This window comes from Nonomuraea maheshkhaliensis, assembly GCF_039529435.1.
Classification (GTDB): domain Bacteria; phylum Actinomycetota; class Actinomycetes; order Streptosporangiales; family Streptosporangiaceae; genus Nonomuraea; species Nonomuraea maheshkhaliensis.
In genome coordinates this window covers 1-21,242 of the sequence record NZ_BAAAMU010000073.1, presented here as the reverse complement: position 1 = coordinate 21,242, position 21,242 = coordinate 1, and the positions used below count along the sequence as shown (strand labels likewise).

17 protein-coding genes are annotated in these 21,242 nt (G+C 72.1%); 9 read left to right on the top strand and 8 right to left on the bottom strand.

The genetic code is table 11. The features are described 5' to 3' along the window. Positions 1–76: 76 nt before the first annotated feature. Positions 77–646, bottom strand: coding sequence for a TetR/AcrR family transcriptional regulator (locus ABFX54_RS36530; protein ID WP_346111295.1), 570 nt, complete (start codon positions 644–646; stop codon positions 77–79). Positions 647–738: 92 nt separating this feature from the next. On the opposite strand from ABFX54_RS36530, the gene ABFX54_RS36525 reads away from it, so the two are divergent. Continuing rightward, positions 739–2,313: an MDR family MFS transporter gene (locus ABFX54_RS36525; RefSeq protein ID WP_346111294.1), complete on the top strand. Its 1,575-nt coding sequence runs from the start codon at positions 739–741 to the stop codon at positions 2,311–2,313. Between the two features lie 130 nt (positions 2,314–2,443). Continuing rightward, positions 2,444–3,373: a GNAT family N-acetyltransferase gene (locus ABFX54_RS36520; RefSeq protein WP_346111293.1), complete on the top strand. Its 930-nt coding sequence runs from the start codon at positions 2,444–2,446 to the stop codon at positions 3,371–3,373. Positions 3,374–3,509: 136 nt separating this feature from the next. Here ABFX54_RS36520 and ABFX54_RS36515 read toward each other — a convergent pair whose 3' ends face one another. The 5 genes from ABFX54_RS36515 to ABFX54_RS36495 all read right to left on the bottom strand — a co-directional run bounded on the left by ABFX54_RS36515 (position 3,510) and on the right by ABFX54_RS36495 (position 8,655). Beyond that, positions 3,510–4,799: an AAA family ATPase gene (locus ABFX54_RS36515; protein ID WP_346111292.1), complete on the bottom strand. Its 1,290-nt coding sequence runs from the start codon at positions 4,797–4,799 to the stop codon at positions 3,510–3,512. Beyond that, positions 4,796–6,232, bottom strand: coding sequence for a hypothetical protein (locus ABFX54_RS36510; protein ID WP_346111291.1), 1,437 nt, complete (start codon positions 6,230–6,232; stop codon positions 4,796–4,798). The genes ABFX54_RS36515 and ABFX54_RS36510 overlap by 4 nt, the downstream gene beginning before the upstream one ends. Beyond that, entirely contained in the window at positions 6,220–7,350 is a 1,131-nt protein-coding gene (locus ABFX54_RS36505; protein ID WP_346111290.1) for a hypothetical protein, read from the bottom strand. The genes ABFX54_RS36510 and ABFX54_RS36505 overlap by 13 nt, the downstream gene beginning before the upstream one ends. Continuing rightward, positions 7,347–8,129: a hypothetical protein gene (locus ABFX54_RS36500; RefSeq protein ID WP_346111289.1), complete on the bottom strand. Its 783-nt coding sequence runs from the start codon at positions 8,127–8,129 to the stop codon at positions 7,347–7,349. Before ABFX54_RS36500 ends, ABFX54_RS36505 begins: the two co-directional genes overlap by 4 nt. 67 nt (positions 8,130–8,196) lie before the next feature. Beyond that, the gene (locus tag ABFX54_RS36495) at positions 8,197–8,655 is read right to left on the bottom strand and encodes an ATP-binding protein (protein WP_346111288.1); all 459 of its coding nucleotides are present in this window, start codon (positions 8,653–8,655) and stop codon (positions 8,197–8,199) included. A gap of 182 nt (positions 8,656–8,837) precedes the next feature. Between ABFX54_RS36495 and ABFX54_RS36490 the strand changes: the two genes are divergently transcribed. Both ABFX54_RS36490 and ABFX54_RS36485 read left to right on the top strand, forming a co-directional pair. Continuing rightward, positions 8,838–10,646, top strand: coding sequence for a glycoside hydrolase family 15 protein (locus tag ABFX54_RS36490; RefSeq protein WP_346111287.1), 1,809 nt, complete (start codon positions 8,838–8,840; stop codon positions 10,644–10,646). A 72-nt stretch (positions 10,647–10,718) separates the two neighbouring features. Continuing rightward, the gene (locus tag ABFX54_RS36485) at positions 10,719–12,767 is read left to right on the top strand and encodes a SpoIIE family protein phosphatase (protein ID WP_346111286.1); all 2,049 of its coding nucleotides are present in this window, start codon (positions 10,719–10,721) and stop codon (positions 12,765–12,767) included. A 36-nt stretch (positions 12,768–12,803) separates the two neighbouring features. On the opposite strand, the gene ABFX54_RS36480 is transcribed toward ABFX54_RS36485, so the two are convergent. Together ABFX54_RS36480 and ABFX54_RS36475 are read right to left on the bottom strand one after the other, a co-directional pair. Then, positions 12,804–14,747, bottom strand: coding sequence for a cellulase family glycosylhydrolase (locus tag ABFX54_RS36480; RefSeq protein WP_346111284.1), 1,944 nt, complete (start codon positions 14,745–14,747; stop codon positions 12,804–12,806). A gap of 57 nt (positions 14,748–14,804) precedes the next feature. Further along, positions 14,805–16,037 (bottom strand): ROK family protein, encoded by a 1,233-nt coding sequence (locus ABFX54_RS36475; protein ID WP_346111283.1) that lies wholly within the window; start codon positions 16,035–16,037, stop codon positions 14,805–14,807. A gap of 199 nt (positions 16,038–16,236) precedes the next feature. Between ABFX54_RS36475 and ABFX54_RS36470 the strand changes: the two genes are divergently transcribed. The 5 genes from ABFX54_RS36470 to ABFX54_RS36450 form a co-directional block, all read left to right on the top strand. Next, a complete protein-coding gene (locus ABFX54_RS36470; protein WP_346111282.1) occupies positions 16,237–17,556 on the top strand; it encodes an ABC transporter substrate-binding protein in 1,320 nt (439 codons plus the stop codon). Then, entirely contained in the window at positions 17,553–18,467 is a 915-nt protein-coding gene (locus ABFX54_RS36465; RefSeq protein ID WP_346111281.1) for a carbohydrate ABC transporter permease, read from the top strand. Before ABFX54_RS36470 ends, ABFX54_RS36465 begins: the two co-directional genes overlap by 4 nt. Beyond that, on the top strand, positions 18,464–19,315 hold the full coding sequence (locus ABFX54_RS36460; RefSeq protein WP_346111279.1) for a carbohydrate ABC transporter permease: 852 nt from the start codon (positions 18,464–18,466) through the stop codon (positions 19,313–19,315). Before ABFX54_RS36465 ends, ABFX54_RS36460 begins: the two co-directional genes overlap by 4 nt. A gap of 174 nt (positions 19,316–19,489) precedes the next feature. Next, a complete protein-coding gene (locus ABFX54_RS36455) occupies positions 19,490–20,638 on the top strand; it encodes an inositol-3-phosphate synthase (RefSeq protein ID WP_346111277.1) in 1,149 nt (382 codons plus the stop codon). A gap of 240 nt (positions 20,639–20,878) precedes the next feature. After that, a partial coding sequence (locus tag ABFX54_RS36450; protein ID WP_346111275.1) for a UbiA family prenyltransferase occupies positions 20,879–21,242 on the top strand: 364 nt, incomplete at its 3' end.

Sequence of the window (21,242 nt, the reverse complement as noted above, 5' to 3'; positions counted from 1 at the left end):
CGTAGCCTCCACCGCACCTCCTTCCGTCCGGATGCGTGCGGTGCTCCTGCCCTCAAACACCGGCGGCAATCGTCCCTCAGTGATCGGTGGGCACGGAGCCGGCGGGTTCCAGGAGGCGGAAGGCCACCTCCAGACAGGCTTTGTGGATCTCGTCCTCGGACAGCTCGCCCTCCCGGAGCATCCACTTGCCCGCGTGCAAGGCGAACAGGGCCAGCGAGTGGCTGACGCGCTCGGCTGGAGTGGCGTCCGGCTCGCTGATCTGCGTGGTCAGCTCGATCATCCGCTCGCGGATCCTGATCAGCGTGGGGTGGTCGCGCAGCGCGGTCTGGTTGCGTTCGAGGAACCTGGAGATCCCGAGATGCCGCTCGCTCCTGACGCTGTCGGCGTAGCGCATGACCAGCTCACGGCGCATCTCCGGGGTGCGCGGCCGGCTCTTGACCCACTTCAGCAGCTCCTCCAGTTCCTCGAGGCGCTTGTCGACCAGGCTCGTCACAATGTCGTCCTTGGTCTTGAAGTGGTAGTAGAGCGCGGCCTTCGTCACCCCGAGCTCCTCGGCGATCTCCCGCAGCGACGTCGCCTCGTATCCCTGCTCGGTGAAGAGCCGCAGTGCGATCTCCTGGATCCGGGTTCGCGTGTCTTCCCGCACTTCGCACCTTTTCGACTTGACGGCCGGCAAGTAAGTATCTACATTCTACGCTTGCCGGTCGGCAAGTAAGTACGTGGACACGGGGGTGTGTGGTGGCGGAAACAGTCGGAAGACGCCGCGAGGTCATGGTCGTCCTGCCCGGCTTAATGCTGGCGATGGTCCTGGCCATGCTGGACAACATGATCGTGGGCACGGCCATGCCGCGCATCGTGGGCGAGCTCGGCGGGCTGACCCACCTGTCCTGGGTCGTCACCGCGTACGTGCTGGGGACCACCGTCTCGACCCCGATCTGGGGCAAGATCGGCGACCTGTACGGGCGCAAGAACATCTTCATCATCTCGGTCGTCATCTTCATGGCCGGCTCCGCCCTCTGCGGCATGGCCGGCTCCGACCTGCTCGGCGGCCCCGACGGCGGCATGGCCGAGCTCATCGCCTTCCGTGCCGTGCAGGGCCTCGGCGCCGGCGGCCTGTTGGTGAACGTCATGGCCATCATCGGCGACCTGGTCCCGCCCCGCGAGCGCGGCCAGTACCAGGGCATCATGGCCGGCGTCATGTCGCTGGCGATGTTCGCCGGCCCCCTCGTCGGCGGCTTCATCACCGACCACCTCGACTGGCGCTGGGCCTTCTACGTGAACCTCCCGGTCGGCGCGGTCGCGCTCGTGCTGCTGGTGCTGACGCTGCGCCTGCCGCGGGTGGAGCGCGGCGACGTGCGCATCGACTGGGCGGGCGCGGGCCTGCTCTCGGTGAGCATCACCGCGATGGTGCTCATCACCACCTGGGGCGGCAACGAGTACGCCTGGGGCTCCTGGCAGATCCTCGGCCTGGCCGCGCTCGCCGTGCTCACGCTCGTGCTCTTCATCCTGGTCGAGCGCAAGGTCGCCGAGCCGATCATGCCGCTGCAGCTCTTCCGCAACCGCAACTTCACCCTCATCTCGGCCATCGGCTTCCTGCTCGGCTTCGCCATGTTCGGCGCGATCAACTTCCTGCCGCTGTTCCAGCAGATGGTGCAGGGCGCCTCGGCCACCAACTCCGGCCTGCTGCTGCTGCCCATGATGGGCGCGGCCATGGTCGTGTCGCTGTTCGTGGGCAAGGCCATCACCAGCACGGGGAAGTACAAGATCTACCCGGTGATCGGCGGCGTCGGCATGACCGCGGGCATGTGGCTGCTGTCCACCATGAGCGTCACCACGGCGTCCTGGACGACCGGCGTGTTCATCGCGGTGCTCGGGCTCGGCATGGGCTTCCTCATGCAGACCACGATGCTCATCGCGCAGAACAGCGTCGAGCAGCGCGACCTGGGCGTCGCCAGCAGCGCCTCCACGTTCTTCCGGTCGATCGGCGGCTCGTTCGGTGTCTCGCTGTTCGGGGCGATCTTCAACAACCACCTGCTGTCGGAGCTGACCGGCCGGTTCGGCCCCGAGGCGGCGGAGCGCATGGCCGCGGCCGGGGCCCGGATGGACCCGGCGGCCGTCGCGCAGATGCCGGCCCAGACGCGCACGGGGCTGCTGGAGTCGCTGGCGACCTCGATCTCCGGGGTGTTCTGGTGGGCCATCGTGTTCGCGATCGTGGTGCCGGTGCTGGCGGCGTTCGTCAAGGAGATCCCGCTGCGCGGCGCCACCCCGGTGGACTCCTCGGCGGACAAGGCGGTCGCTCCCGCGGCAGGCTGAACGGCGGGCGAACGGCCAGGCCGCCGAGCTGCCGAGCGGCCAGGTAGGCGGGCTGACCCCGGGCCGTACCCGGGGAAAGGCCGGCGGAAAATGGGAGGCACGCGGCGGCGCGCGCGGGGACAATCCCCCCATGCACACCATCAGCCGGCCGCGGCCCGACGACGCCGGGGCCATCCACGAGCTCGTCGCCGCCAGCGACACCGCGGTGATCGGGGCATCGGACTCCACGCTGGAAGACATCGCGGACGATCTCGTCGAGCCCGGCTTCGACCTCGACCGGGACGCCTGGCTGGCCCACGACCCCGTCGGCCGGCTCGACGGCTGGGCCTGGGTCATCCGCAATGGCGAGAGCGACCTGGTCGACGTCGAGGTGATCGTCCGTCCCGGCGTGAGCGGGCTGGAGGAGCGGCTGTGGGAGGCCGTGCTGGCCCGCGCGGCCGAGCACCGTACGGAAGGCGGTCTCGACGCCGTCACCCTGCACATCTCCGTCTACCGCTCCGACGAGGTCAAGCAGGACCGGATGCGGGGCCGGGGCTTCGAGCCCGGCACCAGCTACCACCGCATGCGGATCGACCATGACGGTCCGGTGGAGCCGCCCGTCGCGCCGCCCGGGCTGACGATGCACTCGGGGCTGGACGAGCAGGTGCGGCGCGAAGGGCACCGCGTGTACCAGGAGGGCTTCGCCGAGCATTTCGGCTTCGTGCCGACGCCCTACGAGCTGTGGCACGAGCGCCGGGAGGCCATGAGCACCACCGACTGGAGCCAGCTGGCGCTCGCCCGGATCGGCGGCCGCCCGGCCGGGGTGGTGATCGGCAACGACGCGTTCCTGAGCGACGAGGGCTGCGGCTACGTGGCCACGCTGGCCGTGCTGCCCGAGTTCAGGGGCAGGGGTCTTGGCAGATTCCTGCTGCGGCACGCCTTCGCCGCCGACGCCGCCGCCGGGCGCAAGGGCACGATCCTGCACGTCGACTCCAACAACACCACCCCGGCGCTGGGCCTGTACGAGTCGGCGGGCATGCGCCGGGTCATGGCCATCGACGTCTGGCGCCGCCGCCTCTGACCTCGCCCCACGCACCCCGGCCAGGGCAGGGTCAGGCGCGGCGGGATCAGGCGCGGCGGGATCAGGCGCGGCGGGATCAGGCGCGGCGGGATCAGCGTCAGGGGTATCAGACGCGGCGGGATCAGACGCGGCGGGATCAGACGCGGTGCCGCGACAGGTGGTCCAGCACCGACTGGTTGGCCTCCCACCCGTCGGGGAACTTCACCGGCACCCCGAGCTGCACCGGCTCCGCCGAAGGATGCGCGTCCAGCAATTCGGCGATGCCCGCCCTGGCCACCACCACGCACGCGTGCCGGTGCCGCGACGCCAGCACGCACAGCCGCCCCGACTCCAGGTGGAAGGCGGTGGCGTCCCTGCGCCCCGACAGCGGGTGCAGCACGATCGTGACGTCGTACTCGCGGCCCTGCAGCCGGTTCGCGGTGTCCACGGTGATCTCGGCGGGCAGGCCCGCGGCCCTGATGGCGGCCACCTGGTCGCGGTGCGCGGCGCCGACGGCGATCCGGTCCGCCGTCACCGGCCGCTCGCCCTGCTCGGAGCCCGACACGGCGCCCCGCTGCAGCAGCCGCTCGGCCAGCAGCGCCACCGCCCGCACGGCCTCGCCGTCGGTGCGCACGGTGTGCCGGTTCGGCAGTTCCAGCAGCGCCCAGCCGGATCTGGCCGCCTCCTCCAGCGCGCGGTCGTGCACGGTGCCCATGCCGCCGGTCGACAGCTCCAGCCACCGGTCCCCGTGATCGGTGCCGGACCTGAACCCGGTGAACGGGTAGAACGCCCGCGACACCACGGGCGCCGCCGACGCGGGCAGCCGCCACGAGACCGGCAGCCGGTGCACGGGCAGGTCGGGGTTGTGCCGCAGCAGCACCGAGACCGCGCTCTGCAGCGGATCCCACGACAGCCCCGACCACCGGTCGCCGTCCACGATCGAGAACGGGTCGAGCTGACCGGGGTCGCCGACGAACAGCGCCCGCTCGAACAGTCCCGCGATGCGCAGCAGCTTGTCGGAGCGCATCTGGTACGCCTCGTCCACGATCGCCCACGGCCACACCCGGTCGCCGATCCATGCCCATTTGTCCGCGGTGGCGATGACGATGTCGGGGTCGCCCAGGTCCTGGATGCGGGTGCCGACGCGGACGCCGGGCAGCTCCAGCAGGCGCAGCGGTGGCACGTAGCCGCCGGCCGACAGCCGGCCCACGCTCAGGTGGGGGTGCTTGCCGCTGATCCTGGACACCAGGTCGTCGACCTGCTCGTTGGTCTGGGCCACGATCATCAGCGGCTCGCCGGTGGCCGCGATGTGGGCGGCGGCGCGCACCACGAGGGTGGACTTGCCGGCCCCCGGCGGGGAGTCGACCACCACGCCGCGGTGGCGGGGCAGGTCGGCGAGCACGTTTCTGATGACCTGCTCGGGGCCGATCGTCGGCTCGCCGGTCACGACCACTCCTCCTGGGCGTCCTCGTCGTCGGGCACGTATTCCTGCGGCGGGCCGCCGTGCGTCCACGGCGTGGCCTCGGCGTCGGGCAGGGCGGGCGAGCCCTGGAAGTCGTCGGTCAGCGAGGTGTAGCAGACGCGCTCGCCGACCTCGGGCACCGCGCCGGGCGCGGGTGTCCTGCCCCGGCCCATCCCCTTGGTGATCTTGATGGTGACCAGGCCCTGGCCCGCGTCCACCAGCTCGGCGCCCTGGCCGCGGCGCTGCGGGGTGCCGAGCGAGGTGCCGGGCGGCAGGCGTACCGGATCGTCGGTCTTGATCACCACGAGCGGGCGCAGCTTGCGCGAGCGGCCCTCGCCCTCGGTGTTGTCGGGCACCGTCTCGGCCACCTCGCCCGCGAACGCCTCGCCGCTCAGCCGGTATTCGGCCATGACCAGGGGATCGTCGTAGGCGCGCTGCACGTCGTAGCCGGCCTGGGCGCGTTCCATGCGGGCCAGCTTGGCGGCGGCGGTGATCGCGCCGTCGCGGCGGGGCTGCGGCGGCGCGCCCTCGGCGATGTGCACGGCCATCGCGCTGAACGAGCCGCGGTCGTGCTCCCACCGCTGCGCCACGCTCGCCCCCTCGGGCAGGGCGGCGAGCAGGTCGATCGCCTGCCACATCAGCCGCCAGGTGGGCTCCAGCTGGGTGCGCAGCGCCTCGGTGATGCGCTCGGGCTTCTCGCTGTCGATGGCGGGGGCGAGCACCTCGGCGTCGAAGCCGGGGTCGGTCGCGGGCCCGGCGGGCGGCCAGATCAGCGGGTCCTCGGCCTCGTCGCTCGGCCCGGTCGTGATCCAGGCGGTCAGCGCGGCCAGGTTGGCGTCCTCCAGCCCGCTCTGCCCGCTGGCCCAGTGGCGGCCCAGCTCCTCGGTGGCGGCCGTCATCAGCGACGAGCCCGGATAGGAGGCGCGCTCCCCGAAGTACGTCAGCCACCGCCCGAGCAGCGGCACCACGTCCGGCACCGGATAGGGCCCGTCGGCCCGGCGGAAGCGGGTCGAGCGCCCGAGCAGCCGGGTGAAGGCGACACCGGCCAGGTTGGGGACGATGAGCTGCGGCGCGTCGAGCGCCCGCTCGTAGGGGTCGGCGTTCTTGCGCTCCACCGTCTCGGTGTCGTCGAGGAAGCCCTCGATGTACGGCAGCAGCACCCCGGCCAGCTCCGCCGCCCAGGCGAAGCGCAGGTCACGGTTGCGCGGCTGGGTCACCACGAGCAGGCGCGGGCGCTCGCGGTCGGTGCCGAGCAGGGCCGCGAGCGGCGCGGCGGCCTCTCCCGACAGCTTGAGCGGGATGAACACCATCGGCCGCTCCGACAGGTGGCAGTGCCGGACGGTCGCGACGGGCTGGGCGACGCCCTCGTCGAGGGCGCGCAGCCGGGCGAGCGAGGTCAGCAGGCTCAAGTCAGGCACTCCCGGCGCAGGCGTTCGGCGTTGCGGAGCAGCCGGGCGATCTCCTCCTGGCCGTCGGCGGGGTCGCGGGTGCCGTCGGCCAGGCCCAGCGCCTCGACCACCGAGGCGACGCCGCCCAGCTCGTCGCGCACCTGGCGGCCGAGCAGGTCGGAGGCACCCTCCTGGCGGGCCTCGTCGCGGCAGAAGAAGCACAGGTCGCAGGTGGACAGGCAGTCGGGCGCGTAGCGCGCGGTGGTCTTGTGCAGCGCGTCGGCCAGCTCGGCCACCGGCCTGGTGGGCCGGCCGTCCTCGCCGGGCAGCAGGTCGAAGCTGAGACCCTCGGGCAGCGCTTCGAGCAGCCGGTCGAGGGTGGTCATCCGGGTGAGCTGGCGGCGCAGCACGGCGAGTTGCCTGCGTACGTCGACCAGGGTCGCGACCGGCCGGTTGGCGAAGTTCTCCGGGCAGACCAGCACCACGTCGTGGGAGACCTTCAGCGGGTCGTGGCCCAGCTCCTCCAGCAGGGTGCGCAGCGCCAGCACGTAGACCGCCGCCTGCCGCGCCGCCGCGGCCACCGCCGCCGGGTCGGCCTGCCCGTCGATCACCGCGAACGACTTGATCTCCACGATGTGGAAGCGCCCGCCGAGCTGGAAGGCCACCACGTCCGGCTCCAGGTAGGCGGTGTGGCCGGCGATCTCCAGGCTGAGCAGGGGATGGTCGTAGAGCGTGCCCGCGTCGTGGCCCTCGGCCGCGGCTCGGTCGATCAGCGACCTGGTGTGGGCGTGGCGCAGGTGGGCGCCGACATTTTCCACGTCGTGGTAGGACACCTCGGCGACGGGCAGATTCAGCAGCTCGCGCAGCATGCGCAGCAGCTCCGCGCACCCGTCGGCCTTGACCAGCGCCTCGAACATGTTGCCGCGCGTGATCGCGAACGGCGACTGCCCGAACGGCGCGGGGAACCCGAGATGCCGGGCCGCGGCGTCCTTGTCGATGCCGGCCCCGTCCATGAGAGCCCGGCGGCTGCAACCGGGGTTGGCCGCCAGGGCCGCGATCGCGCGGGCGTCATGCGGCTGCTGCGGCGTGGTGCCCCGCAGGGCCTCCAGCCGGTGCACGGGGTCGCCTTCGCGCTTCAAGCCGCTCACTTGGCCTTCTCCTTCTTGATCGTGCTCAGCGTAGCGGCGCCGAACAGGCGAGTGACGTCATCCAGCTGCGCGGCGGCGCGTTCTGCCAGCTCGGCGCGGTCCCGCGTGTCGCGATCGGCGTGCACGCGCAGCTCCGCGCGGGCCGCCTCGATCACCCGTACGGGGTCCGGCGGGCCCAGCACGGCCTCGCCGGCGCCGGGGATGTTCCTGGCCATCCGCGCCAATAACCGCTCGGCCCGCTCGCCGTCCGACGGCGGCTCCATCGACTGCCCGGCCACGGCGATGGCGGCGGTCAGGAAGTCCACCCTGGGGCTCAGCGGTCCGACCACCCGCCGCTCCAGCGGCCAGGCGCTGAGCGCGAGCAGGCCGCGGGCGGAGGAGAGGCGGTCGGTGAGCGCCGCGCACAGGTAGTACGGGCGGCCGAAGGGCGAGGACCTGAACGAGCGCTCCTCGTCCCTGCGCAGGCTGGTGAGCTGACCGCTGCGGATCGTGCCGCCGAAGAACGCCTCGCTGACGGCCACGATCAGCCGGGGCTGGGCGGAGGCCCCGAGCAGGCGCAGCCCCTGGTGCACCTGCTCGCGCACGGTGACCAGGCCGGGCGGGCGCTCCTTGGCCCTCGGCGGCTCGCCGCTGACCAGGGCGTCCCAGGCGCGCTCGGCGCTGCGCAGCTCGGCGCGCAGGGCGCGGGCGGTGGCGCCGTCCCTGGCCCGCATCGCCGTGCGCACGGCGGCCCGCAGCTCGTCGATCCGCCGTTCGAGATCGTCCAGCCGGTCACTCATGGCGCGAGCGTACCAACAGTCCCAGCATTTTCCAGTAAATCAGGGACATCTGACGCCATGATGAGATCTACAATGTAAAGGCGAGCTCATTCCGCGGGCGGGCGAAAGGGGCGGGCTCGTTCCGGCGCGGCGCGGGCGCGCGGTGACGGACGAACAGGGTCAGCAGCGAGCCCCGATCCGTCTGCCGCAGCGTGACCTCGTCGCACAGGTGCTGGATCACCCACAGCCCGTACCCCTGCGTCGCGGTGGGGTCGACGGTGGCGCGGGCCAGGTGGTCGTGGGTGAGCCCGCCCGCGCGGTCGAGGACCTCCACCGCGATCCGGTCGCCGGCCTGGCGCGCGGTGACGGTGCCGGCCCCGCCGCCGTGGTCGAGCACGTTCGTGACGGCCTCGTTCACGGCCAGCACGAGGTCCTCCAGCCGGTGCCCGGGCAGCCCGCAGTGACGCGCGTGCATGCCGACCAGGTCCCGGATCAGGGCCAGGTCGGCCGTGATGGGACACCGTAGTTCGAACTCGTCAATCATCATCGCCTCGCCCGACAGGGGCCGGGAGGGATCCGCGGGCCCCCTCCGAGCTTTCCCCGCTGGAGATCGTCAAACAGGGCGGAGCCGGTCCGGCGGCGGACGGTGATCGAGATCAGCCGGGAAGATTGCAGGCTCTTGACGACCGCCGGGGGCTTTGTGGGCGTCCTTCTGCGTACTTTGGGGATATGCGGGGAGACACCAGATACCTGCCGATCGGTGAGCACGGTCTGATCGGTGACCTGCGGACCGTCGCCCTCGTGGGCACCGACGGCACCATCGACTGGTACTGCTGCCCGAGATTCGACGCCCCCAGCGTCTTCGCCTCGATCCTGGACGCCGAGCGGGGCGGCGCGTTCGAGCTGTGCGCCGACGTGCCGGCCACGACCAAGCAGTTCTACTTCCCCGACACCAACGTGCTGATCACCCGCTTCTTCGCCGAGAACGGCGTGGGCGAGATCCAGGACTTCATGCCGATCACGGACGACGGCCGCGAGGCCGACCGGCACCGGGTGATCCGCCGGGTCACCTGCGTGCGCGGCACGCTCCCGTTCCGCGCCCGGGTGGCGCCGCGCTTCGACTACGCCCGCCAGCCCCACACGGTCCGCACGGACGGCGGCCGGACGCTGTTCGAGTCGGCGTCCCTGTCCCTCGCGCTGTCGGCGAGCGTGCCCGTGGAGAACGACGGCAGGGACGCCTGGAGCGCCTTCGAGCTGAATGAGGGTGAGCACGCCGTGCTCGCCCTCGACCGGATCGGCGACCAGATCGCCCCGGCCGACTGCCCGATCGAGCTGGCCGAACGGGAGTTCGCGGCCACGGTGCGGTTCTGGCGCCGCTGGCTGTCCGCCTCCCGCTACCGGGGCAGGTGGCGGGAGGTCGTGCACCGCTCCGCCCTGACGCTGAAGCTGCTCACCTTCGCCCCGACGGGCGGGATCGTCGCCGCCGCCACGACCAGCCTGCCCGAGCAGCTCGGCGGCGGCCGCAACTGGGACTACCGGTACGTGTGGGTGCGCGACGCCGCGTTCTGCGTCTACGCCCTGCTCAGGCTCGGCTTCACCGAGGAGGCCGAGGCGTTCATGGGCTTCCTGTCCACGCACGTGGCCCGCGACGGCAGCAGGGCCGTCGGGCCCATGCAGATCATGTACGGCATCGACGGCCGCGCCGACCTGCCGGAGGAGGAGCTCACCCATCTGGAGGGCCACCGGGGCTCGGCTCCCGTGCGCATCGGCAACGCCGCCGCCGAACAGCTCCAGCTCGACATCTACGGGGCGCTCATCGACTCCATCTACCTCTACAACAAGTGGGGCCACCCGATCTCCAGCGAGCGCTGGGACGAGGTGTGCACGCTGGTGAACTGGGTCGCCGACAACTGGGACCAGCCCGACGAGGGCATCTGGGAGACCCGAGGCGGGCGCAAGAACTTCGTCTACTCGCGGCTGATGTGCTGGGTGGCGATCGAGCGCGCCATGCGCATGGCCGGCCAGCGCGGCCTGCCCGCCGACATCCCCCGCTGGCGGCGGGCGCGCGACACGATCTACCGCGACATCATGCGGCGCGGCTGGTCGGAGGAGCTGAACGCGTTCGTCCAGCACTACGACGAGGACGTGCTCGACGCCTCGATCCTGATGATGCCGCTGGCCAAGTTCGTCTCGCCGACCGACCCCAAGTGGCTGTCCACCCTCGACGCGCTGGGCGACGGGCTGGTCTCCGACTCGCTGGTCTACCGCTACGACCCCGAGGCGAGCCCCGACGGCCTGGAGGGGCCCGAGGGCACGTTCTCGATCTGCTCGTTCTGGTACGTGGAGGCGCTGGCCAGGGCCGGCCGCCTGGACGAGGCCCGCCTGGCCTTCGAGAAGATGCTGACCTACGCCAACCACCTGGGCCTGTACGCCGAGGAGATCGGGCACACCGGCGAGCAGCTCGGCAACTTCCCGCAGGCCATCACGCACCTCGCGCTCATCAGCGCCGCGTTCAACCTGGATCACGCCCTCGGCTGAAGACGGCATATATCGCTGCATAGGGTTGGTCAAGGGAGAATGATCCCAGGTCAAGGGCCATATCCTGGATCGATGAGACCGTTCGAGCCCGCGACGAACGATGGCATGCCGGCGACGGCGCCGGCGTTCATCGTGGTCAACACGGCCGGAGCGGTCATCGGATGGACCGCGGACGCCGAACGGCTGACCGGCTACACCGCCAACGAGGTGCTCGGCCGCGCGGGCACCCGCCTCCTCCCGCCGGCCGACCGGAGCGACTGGCTCAGACGGCTGAAGAACAAGGAGCGGATCTCCGGCCTGGCCGAGATCGTGTGCCGCGACGGGCACACCGTCCTCGTCCGCGCCGAGGGCGCCAAGATGCTGACCCGCCTGGCGGGCGACGCCTGGCTCGTGTCGATGGTCCCGGCGATCGGCGACATGTTCGGCGGCCCGGGCTCCCTGCTGGAGCGGCTGCTCGCCCACTTCCCCGTGGCCATGGCCTTCTGGGACCGCGACCTGCGCTGCGTGTGGCGCAACTCGGCGGCCGAGAGCCTGGAGACGGCCTTCCCGCACTACCAGATCGGCGCCTCCCTGCACGATCCCGTCACCGGGCACGACACCACGACCGTCAGGGGGTCGATGCGCCGCGTGCTGGAGACCGGCGAGCCCGCGGTCGACCGCGAGGCACGGGCGTTCCCTGCCGACGGGCGGGGGGAGCTCTCCCTGTCCATCTCGCTGTTCCGGCTGGACGGCGTGGAGGGGCAGCCGCTCGGTATCTGCTCGCTGGCGCTCGACATCACCAACAGCCAGGCCCGCGACCGCCTGGCGCTGCTGCGCGAGGCCGGCATCAGGATCGGCAGCACCCTCGACGTCAAGCGGACCGCGCAGGAGCTGGCGGACCTGGCCGTGCCGGTCCTGGCCGACTTCGTCACGGTCGATCTGGGCGAAGCGATCATGCCCGGCAGCGAGCCGCTGCAGCGGCTGACCGCCACGCCGTCGAGCATCCCCGTCTTCCGCCGGGCGGCCCTGGCCTCGGTCCACGCCGGCGTCCCCGAATCGCTCTGGCCGCGCGGGCAGGCGGTCTTCGTCCCGCCGTCGTCGCCCTTCACCAAGGTCCTCGACAGCGGAGAGACGCATTTCGAGCCCGTGATGAACACCGGCGCCGGCACCTGGCTCGACGAGGATCCCGACCGGGCGCGGATGATCCACCACACCGGCATGCACTCGCTGATCATCGTGCCGATGAAGGCCCGCGGCGAGTTGCTGGGCGTCGCCGTGTTCGTCCGGCACGAGAACGCGCAGCCGTTCACCACCGACGATCTGTTCCTGGCCGAGGAGCTGGTCGCCCGCGCCGCGCTGAGCGTGGACAACGCCCGCCAGTACACCCGCGAGCGCAACGCCGCCCTGGCCCTGCAGCGCAACCTGCTGCCGCGCAACCTGAGCGGCGGCGGCACGCTGGAGGTGGCCTCCCACTACCTGCCCTCCGACCTGCACGAAGGCGTCGGCGGCGACTGGTTCGACGCGATCGCGCTGAGCGACTCCCGGCTCGCCCTGGTCGTCGGCGACGTGACCGGCCACGGCATCGACGCGGCGGCCACGATGGGCCGCCTGCGCATGGCCGTGCGCACCCTGGCCTACCTGGGCCTGCCGCCGCACGAGCTGCTCACCCGCCTCGACGACCTGGTCGCGCGCCTGGCCGAGGAGGAGGCCGGCGACGGCGAGCCGCGCGACGCCACGGGCGCCACCTGCCTGTACGCGGTCTACGACCCCGCCACCCGGCGCTGCACCATGGCCACGGCCGGGCATCCGCCGCCCGCGGTGGTGGCGCCGTCCGGCGAGGTGTGCTTCCCCGACCTGCCCAGCGGCACCCCGGTCGGCCTGGGCCTGGGCTCCTTCGAGTCACGCGAGCTGGAGCTGGCCCCCGGCGCCGTGCTCGCCCTCTACACCGACGGCCTGATCGAGACCCGGCAGGCCGACCTGGACGCGGGCATGGACCGGCTGGGCGCCGCCCTGACCGGCGCGGCGCTGCCCCTGAACGACCTGTGCGCGCACGTGATCGACACCATCGTGGGCGACACCCCGGCCGAGGACGACATCGCCCTGCTCGTGGCCAAGGTGCCGGAGAAGGGGCCGCCGTCCTGAACCCCGGCGATCAGTCCACCCGGAGCTCTCCGGCGGTCAGCGCTCGCCGGGGCCGAGTTCGAACACGCTCACGCCGTACGGCGGCAGCTCCACCACGCTCACCGGAGAGCCGTCGGCGTTCCTGAGGCTTCCCCCGCGCACGACGGGCGCCGCCTTGACCTCCGCGTCCGACTGGCTGACGCACCACACGAAGACCCGGCCGTCCTCGTGCCGCATCAGGGCCCCGCTCACGAGGGGCGTGTCGAACGAGACCGCCGGCTCCACGCCCGCCTGCGCGGCCAGCGCGCGGTACAGGCGCCAGGTGCCCTCCGGGTTGGCGTGCGGGGTGATCGCCGCCATGTACTCCAGCGGGTAGGCGGCCAGCACCATCCAGCCGTCGCCCGCGGCGTGGCGCAGCAGCGCGGGCCGTCCTGCCGCGTCCCGGGCCAGCACCTCCGCCCCGTCGGGCTCCACCGGCAGGTACGAGCGCGAGTTCGCCGTCCCCGCCACCGGGAAGACCAGCTCGTCGCCGGCCCGCAGATCACCCAGGTCCGCCGTCATGGTCAGCGTCAGCCGGTCGCCCTGGATCGGCTCGACCAGGCCGTACCGGGACAGCTTGCGCACCCCGAACATGCCGTCCAGGTCCGGCCACCAGGAGCCGCGCTGGTTGGTGTGCTCGCCGGCGAAGTAGGAGGCGTACACGGTGGCGCCCGCGCGGGCCCGCTCCACCAGCGCGCGCCAGCCGGGCGCGGTGAGCTGCTTGGCCGACGGCAGCAGGTACAGCTTGCAGTCTCCGGGGATGCCGTCCCGCTCCCTGGCCACGCCGACCGTCAGGTCCGCCTCGCGGGCCGCCACGTACGCCTGCCGGCACACGTCGAAGACGATCGTCGCGTCGCCCGGCTGGGTGAACGGGTAACGGCTCTCCAGATAGGAGGAGACGACCAGCGCCGCCTCGGCGTCGGGGCGGGAGCAGCGGGCCAGGTCCACCCGTTCGAGCACGCGGGCGAAGTCGCGCACCTCGCGGGCCTGCGCCTTGGGCCGCCCGGCCGAGTCGACCAGCCCGAAGTGCATCTCGAACGGGTGGTGACTGTAGGGCTCCTGCTGCCACAGGTCGTCGTAGTCGGTGTTGTTCCAGGCCAGCCAGCCGGTCGCGCCGGCCAGCAGGGTGTTGTGCAGGACCTGGCGGTAGTAGTGGGCGGCGTGCTCCTCGCTGGCGTAGTCGCTGGTAAGGCCGAACTCCTCCATGATCACCGGCTTGCCGCCGAGGTCGAGCAGTTCGCAGACGAACGCCGCGCCGAGATGCTGGCGCACCGGGTCGGTCTCCATGCGGTAGACGTGCGGGCCGAGGAAGTCGACCAGCCCGGCCAGCTCGCGGACGCGGAAGCCGTTGTCGGCGCCGGTCACCTCCACGCCCCAGGCGCCGTCGCCGACCGAGACCGGCTGGGTGCCGCCGCCGGCCCTGACGGCGTCGATGAGGATCTGGGCCCAGCTCGTGACCTGCTCGTGGTCGAGGGTGCCGATGCCGCGCGAACGCCAGTCGCCGTAGATGGGGATCTCGTTGGTCAGCAGCCAGGCGGCCACGGCGGGGTGGTCCTTGAAGCGGGCCGTCAGCTCGCGGACGTACCAGGCCTGGCGGGCCACGAACCACACGTCGCCGAACAGGTCGCGGCCCTGCCGCCAGGCGGGGTCCCAGTTCTGGCCGGACATGTGGCCGACGATGAACGTCGGGATCGTGCGCATGCCCAGCTCCAGGTGGCGGTCCAGGAAGTCGGCGTAGCGGGACACCAGCTCCTCGTCCAGCGCGTCCGGGGCGGGCATGAAGTCGGGCCAGTAGAAGAAGCTCCTGGTGACGGTCATGCCGTGCTCACGCATGACTGCCAGCTCCGCCGAGACGATCTCCGGCTCGTACGAGCGCCACATGAGCGGCCCGCCCGCCCGCGACCAGAAGTTGACCCCCACCCAGATGTCGGCGTCCGAGAGCTTGGCCGATTGCCGTTTCACGCGCGTCCGTCCTCCTGATCGTTCCAGTCACTGCCGGGTTCTGGTCGCCGCCGGCTTCTAGTCACTGCCGGTGACGAAACTCTGGATGGCCACGACCGCGCCGCCGCGGGCCCACTCGCGGAAGTCGTCGGCCTCGATGACCACGTCGACCGAGCCGGGCACGCCGCGCCGGTCGGCGGTCAGGGAGCGGTCGAGGTCGGCCGCGGCCAGCCGGGCCAGCTCCACGCCCTCGCCCGCGAGGACGACGGTCTTGACCATGGAGATGGTGGCGACGTGGGCGATGAGCCGGCCCAGGGCGGCCGCCGCCTCGCGGACGACGCTGAGGCAGACCCGGTCGCCGGCCGCGGCCAGCCGCAGGACCTCCTCGTAGGTGACCGCCCGGCGCAGCCCCTGCCCGGCGGTCGCCTCGACGGACCAGCTCGACAGGTACGCCGCCGCGCAGCCGCGATGGCCCTCGGGGCACATGGGGCCGCTGGCGTCGAGCACCAGGTGGCCGAACATGCCGAGGTCCGCCTCCGTGGCGGCGACCAGGTGATCGTGGACGATGAGCGCGTACCCGATGCCGGCGCCGATCGTGATCAGCGCGAAGTCGCGCAGGCCGCGCCCAGGCCCGAACCAGTGGTGCTGGTGGGCCAGGGCGGCCACGTCGTTCTTGACCACGCACGGCACGCCCAGCGCCCGTTCCATGAGCGGCGCCAGCTCCACCTGCGACCAGCCCAGGTAGGGGGCGTCGACCAGCGGCTCGCCGCCGACCTGCGCGGAGGCGCGGGCGTTGCCGCCCACCGTGACACCGGCGCCCACGGTCGCGCCGACGCGCCTTCCGCTCGCCTGCCCGTCCGGCTGCCCGCCGAGCCGCTCGTCCGGCTGCCCGCCGCGCTTCCCGTGCGGCCGACCTTGTGGCAGGCCGTCCGAGAGGTCGTCGAGCAGGCGCTTGGCCTGCCGGCACACGGCCTCGGGGTCGTGGTCGGCGATCGGCTCGTCGCGGGCCGCGACGACCTCCGCGCGCAGGTCGGTGACGACGGCGTGCACGCGGTCGGCGGTCAGCTTGACCCCGAGGAAGCGGTGCTCGGCGGCGGCCACGTCGAGGGGACGGGTGGGCCGGCCGTTCACCGGGTCGTGCACCACCTCACCCTCGACGAGCAGCCCGGCGTCCACCATCGGCTTGGTCAGCCGGGTCAGGCTGCCGGTCGACAGGTGCAGGGTCTTGGCCAGCGCGGTCCTGGACTGGGGGCCGTGAATGATCAGCTCCTTGACGATGGAGCGCGCGGCGTCGGGTAGGGCGTCCCACATGCCGCCCCATCTTCGGGGCCTGACCGCCATCAACGCCAGCCTCCCTCGTTTTGGCTTTGCAGCAAAGCTAACATGTCGGCCACGTGAAAGTTCCCTCACATAGCCGTACTGAAATATCTGCACAAGTAGTGACATGAAGCTCATCTGTTCCCTAAGTTGGCTTTTCTGCAAAGCCAACTCCGGGAGAAGGAGACGCGGGATGCGTATCAGAGGGGCCTCCGGCTCGATCGCGGCGCTCGGCATGGCGGCTCTCCTGGCCGCCTGCTCCTCGGGCACCGGCGGCGGCGACCCGGCCGCCACCACGCCGGCGGCCGAGTCGGGGCCGGTCACGCTGCAGTTCTGGTGCTGGGGCTCGGGACAGAAGGACAAGGTCGCGGCGTTCAACAAGGCCCACCCGGACATCCAGGTCCAGCACACCGACGTGGGCGGCGGCACCGACACGGCGGCCAAGCTGCTCACCGCCGGCCGCGCGGGCAACGCCCCCGACGCCGCCTGCCTGGAGTACGAGTCGCTGCCCGCCATGATCGTGGCCGGGGCGCTGGCCGACATCTCCGCCCACACCGGCCCGATCAAGGACGCGTTCAGCCCCGACGTGTGGACCCTCACCAGCTTCGACGGCGCCGTCTACGGCGTGCCGCAGGACCTCGGGCCGATGGTGTTCGTCTACAACAAGAAGCGCTTCGACGAGCTGAAGATCGACGTCCCCGTCACCTGGCAGGACTTCGCCGACGTGGCCGCCCAGGTGCGCAAGAAGGACCCCGAGGCGTACCTGGCCACGTTCGCCCCCGCCGAGTTCGGCAACTTCGCCGGGCTCGCCCAGCAGGCCGGCGCGTCCTGGTGGAAGGTCCAGGACACCACGTGGAGCGTCGGCATCGCCGGCCCGGCCTCCCTGGAGGTGGCCGGCTTCTGGCAGGGGCTCATCGACAAGGACCTGGTCAAGGCCGAGCCGCTGCTCACCCCCGAGTGGAACAACAAGCTGAACAAGGGCAAGATCCTCAGCTGGCCGAGCGCCCTGTGGGCCCCCGGCGTGCTGTACGGCATCGCCGAGAAGCAGGCCGGCGACTGGGCCATCGCGCCGCTGCCGCAGTGGACCGCCGGCGACGCCCGCGTGGCCTTCCAGGGCGGCAGCGCCCTCGCCGTGACCAAGAACTCCAAGCACGTCCAGGCCGCCGCCACGTTCGCCGCCTGGATGAACACCGACAAGACGGCCAACGAGCTCCAGATCGCCGCCGGCGAGTACCCGGCCTCGCTGGCCGGCCAGCAGGCCACCAGCACCAGCGAGCCGCCCAAGCTGGTCGGCGCGCAGAAGGACTACTGGCAGGTCGCCGCCAAGGCGGCCCAGAACACGATTCCGCACATCAGCTGGGGCCCGAACGTCGGCACCGCCGCCAGTGCCTACCAGGACGCCGCGGCCGCCGCCGTCCGCGACAAGACGCCGCTGGCCGACGCACTGAAGAAGACGCAGCAGGTCGTGGTGGACGACATGAAGGCCACGGGCTTCAAGGTCGCCGGCTCGTGACCGCCCCCGCCGGCGCCCGCCGCGGGTCGCGGGCGCCGTACCTGTTCGTCGCGCCCGCGGTGGTGCTCTTCGTGGCCTTCCTGGCCGTGCCGATCGGCTACGCCGTCTACCTCAGCGTCCGCGGCCTGCGGCTGACCGGCACCGGCATCTTCGGCACCCGCCAGGAGGTCTTCGTCGGGCTGGACAACTACACCAGGACGCTGACCGACCCCGAGTTCTGGGCCGGTTTCGGGCGGCTCGCCCTCTACGGGCTGATCAGCGTGCCGCTGACGCTCGGGCTGGCGCTGCTGTTCGCGCTGCTGCTCGACTACGCGGGCTCGCGCGGCCGCCGGTTCTCGCGTACGGCGATCTTCCTGCCGTACGCCATCCCCGGCGTGACCGCCTCGCTCCTGTGGGGCTTCATGTACCTGCCCTCGACCAGCCCCTTCAGCTTCCTCACCCGGGAGCTGGGGCTGGGCGAGATCCCGTTCCTCGGAGCGGGCGGCATCTACCCGTCGCTGGCCAACGTCGCGATCTGGGGCGGCGCCGGCTTCAACATGATCATCATCTACACGTCGCTGCGCGGCATCCCCGCCGAGCTGTACGACGCCGCCCGCATCGACGGCGCCTCCGAGTGGCGGATCGCCTGGCACGTCAAGATCCCCCTGGTCGCGCCCGCCCTCGTGCTCACCGGCCTGTTCGCGCTCATCGGCACGCTGCAGGTGTACGGCGAGCCGACCACGCTCAAACCGATGACCACCGAGATCTCCCAGACCTGGGTGCCCCTGATGCTGATCTACCGCAACGCCTTCCTCCGCGACGACCTGCCGCTGGCCTCGGCCGCCTCCGTCGTCCTGGCCGCCGGCACCCTCGCCGTCTCCGTCGTGCTGCTGAAGCTGACCCAGCGGCGGGCGTTCGGAGGCATGCGATGAAGGCGCACCCGCTGCCGCACCAGCGGGCCAAGATCCTGCCCACGGTGGTCCTGCTCGTGGGCGCGCTCTACTGCCTGGTGCCGGTCGCCTGGGTGATCGTGGCCTCGACCAAGTCCAGCGCCGAGCTCTTCTCCACCTTCACCTTCGCCCCCGGTACCGGCCTGCTGGACAACCTGCGCGACCTGTTCGCGTACGGCGACGGCCAGTTCGTGCGGTGGGCGGCCAACAGCGCCCTGTACGCCGTCGCCGGCTCCGCCGCCTCCACCCTCATCTCGACCCTGGCCGGCTACGGCATGGCCAAGTACGAGTTCCGGGGCCGCGGCGTGCTGTTCTACGCGATCCTGGCCGGTGTGCTCGTGCCCGGCATGACCCTGGCCATCCCGCAGTACCTGATCATGTCGGAGCTGAGCCTGGTCGGCGGCTACTGGTCGGTCCTGCTGCCCAGCCTCATCTCGCCGTTCGGGATCTACCTGGCCCGCGTGTACGCCCTGTCCTCGGTGCCGGACGCCACCCTGGAGGCGGCCAGGATCGACGGGGCGAGTGAATATCGCATCTTCGGCTCCATCGGGCTGCCCATGATGGTCCCCGGCATGGTGACGATCTTCATGCTGCACTTCGTGGGCACGTGGAACAACTTCCTGCTGCCGTACATCATGCTGTCGGACCAGTCCAAGTTCCCGATCACCGTGGGCCTCTACACGCTGCTGTCCAAGGGCTCGTCCGAGCCCGCCCTCTACGGCATCGCGATCGTGGGCGCCGCCGTGTCGGTGATCCCGCTCATCGCGTTGCTGCTGTTCCTGCAGCGCTTCTGGCGGCTGGACCTGCTCAGCGGCGGCCTGAAGGGCTGACAGTCCCGCAGGAGGGGATGTGAACAAGATTCGTGTCCTCCTTGAACGGCGGCCGATTCGGGCGGATCCTGGTCACTAGTCCGATCATTCCTTCGTCTCCATACACACCTACGACCACCACGGGAGCAGCACCCGCGGGGGCGGCGAGCACCGCCCGCGCGCGAAGGAGACTGTATGAGAACGGGAGCATGGCTGATCGGAGCCCGGGGCTCGGTCGCCGTCACGAGCATGATCGGGGCGCTGGCCGTCCGGGCGGGCTTGACCGGGCCCACCGGCTGCGTCCTCGAGTCACCCGCCCTGCGCGACCGCGTCCGGCCCGGCATCGGCGACCTCGTCTTCGGAGGCCACGACGTCACCTCCGTCCCCCTGGAGAAGAAGGCCGCCCAACTGGCCGAGGCCGGGGTGGTGCCGGCCGCCCTGGCGCGCGCCGTCCGGGGCGACCTGGCCGTCATCGAGCGGGACCTCCGGCCGGTGCCCGCCGCCCCCACCCAGGCGCAGACCGCCGCCGCCATCGCCGCCGACCTGGACCGCTTCCGCCGCGAACACGGCCTGGAACGCGTCGTCGTCATCAACGTCTCGTCCACCGAACCCGTCCCGCCCCCGCACCCCGCCCACGCCTCGCTCACCGCGCTCCGGGCCGCCCTCGACGGGCCCGACCCGGTGCTGCCACCCAGCGCCCTCACCGCCTACGCCGCCTTCGAGGCCGGCTGCCCGTACGTGGATTTCACCCCCTCGACCGGCGCCCGCCTGCCCGCCCTCGCCGACCTGGCCCTCCAGCGGGGGCTCCCGTACGCCGGGCATGACGGCAAGACGGGCGAGACCCTGGTGAAGTCGGTGCTCGCGCCGATGTTCGCCCAGCGCAACCTCAGGGTGCGGACCTGGTCCGGCGTCAACCTGCTCGGCGGGGGCGACGGCGCCAACCTGGCCAGACCCGGCGCCAACGCCGCCAAGGCCGCCAGCAAGCAACGGGTGCTGGCCGAGACCCTCGGCTACGCGCCGCAGGGCGACACGCGCATCGACTACCTGGAGGACCTCGGCGACTTCAAGACCGCCTGGGACCTCGTCACCTTCGAGGGCTTCCTCGGGACGGCGATGCGCATGGAGTTCACCTGGCACGGCTGCGACTCGGCCCTGGCCGCCCCCCTCATCCTCGATCTGGCCCGCTTGAGCACCGCCGCCGCCCAGGCCGGCCGCTCGGGCCCGCTCGCGGAACTGGCCTTCTTCTTCAAGGACCCTCTGGGGGAGGTCTCCCACGGGCTCGCCGAGCAGTGGCGCTCCCTGTGCGACCTGGTCGACACCCTCACCCCGCAGGCATCGGAGTGACCCGCCCACCGACCGTGTACGCCGATCGCGCGACGGCGGCGGGGGTGTGGTGCCGGTGGGGTGCGGCCAGGTCCGGCGTCGGCCGAGCGTGGCGGCGGCGATGTGCAGCGTCCGCTGGGCTGGGCGGTGGCCTCCCGTGGTGCCGGCGGCCTCGGGCGAGGGCCGGCTGCCCGTGGGTGTGTCTGTCCGTGACGAAGCTGCGAGCCGGGGGCTGAGTGGCCGGCGGTGAGGAGGGTGACCATGGCGGGGCCGCGGGACCTGCTGGAACTCGTTCGGGCGCCGGCCGCGCTGTCGGTTCCCGGTGACGTGCTCGCCGGCGCCGCCGCCGGGCGGGCGCTCAGCGGGCGGACGGCCGGGCTGGCCTGCTCGTCGATCTGCCTGTACTGGGCCGGCATGGCCGCCAACGACTGGGCCGACCGTCACCTCGACGCCGTCGAGCGGCCGGAGCGCCCCATTCCCTCGGGGCGGGTCGCGCCGGGCACGGCTCTGGGGGTGGCCGCCGGGCTCACTGCCGCGGGTCTCGCCCTGGCGGGTCTCGCCGGGGGCCGCCGCGCCCTGGCCGTGGCCGCGCCGCTGGCCGGCGCCGTCTGGGCGTACGATCTGG

Excerpts from the sequence above, each read along its gene's own strand:
- ABFX54_RS36455 (WP_346111277.1), top strand. The coding sequence starts at position 19,490 with ATGAGAACGGGAGCATGGCTGATCGGAGCCCGGGGCTCGGTCGCCGTC.
- ABFX54_RS36500 (WP_346111289.1), bottom strand. The coding sequence starts at position 8,129 with ATGAGTGACCGGCTGGACGATCTCGAACGGCGGATCGACGAGCTGCGG.
- ABFX54_RS36490 (WP_346111287.1), top strand. The coding sequence starts at position 8,838 with ATGCGGGGAGACACCAGATACCTGCCGATCGGTGAGCACGGTCTGATC.
- ABFX54_RS36470 (WP_346111282.1), top strand. The coding sequence starts at position 16,237 with ATGCGTATCAGAGGGGCCTCCGGCTCGATCGCGGCGCTCGGCATGGCG.
- ABFX54_RS36460 (WP_346111279.1), top strand. The coding sequence starts at position 18,464 with ATGAAGGCGCACCCGCTGCCGCACCAGCGGGCCAAGATCCTGCCCACG.
- ABFX54_RS36495 (WP_346111288.1), bottom strand. The coding sequence starts at position 8,655 with ATGATGATTGACGAGTTCGAACTACGGTGTCCCATCACGGCCGACCTG.
- ABFX54_RS36520 (WP_346111293.1), top strand. The coding sequence starts at position 2,444 with ATGCACACCATCAGCCGGCCGCGGCCCGACGACGCCGGGGCCATCCAC.
- ABFX54_RS36475 (WP_346111283.1), bottom strand. The coding sequence starts at position 16,037 with ATGTGGGACGCCCTACCCGACGCCGCGCGCTCCATCGTCAAGGAGCTG.
- ABFX54_RS36485 (WP_346111286.1), top strand. The coding sequence starts at position 10,719 with ATGAGACCGTTCGAGCCCGCGACGAACGATGGCATGCCGGCGACGGCG.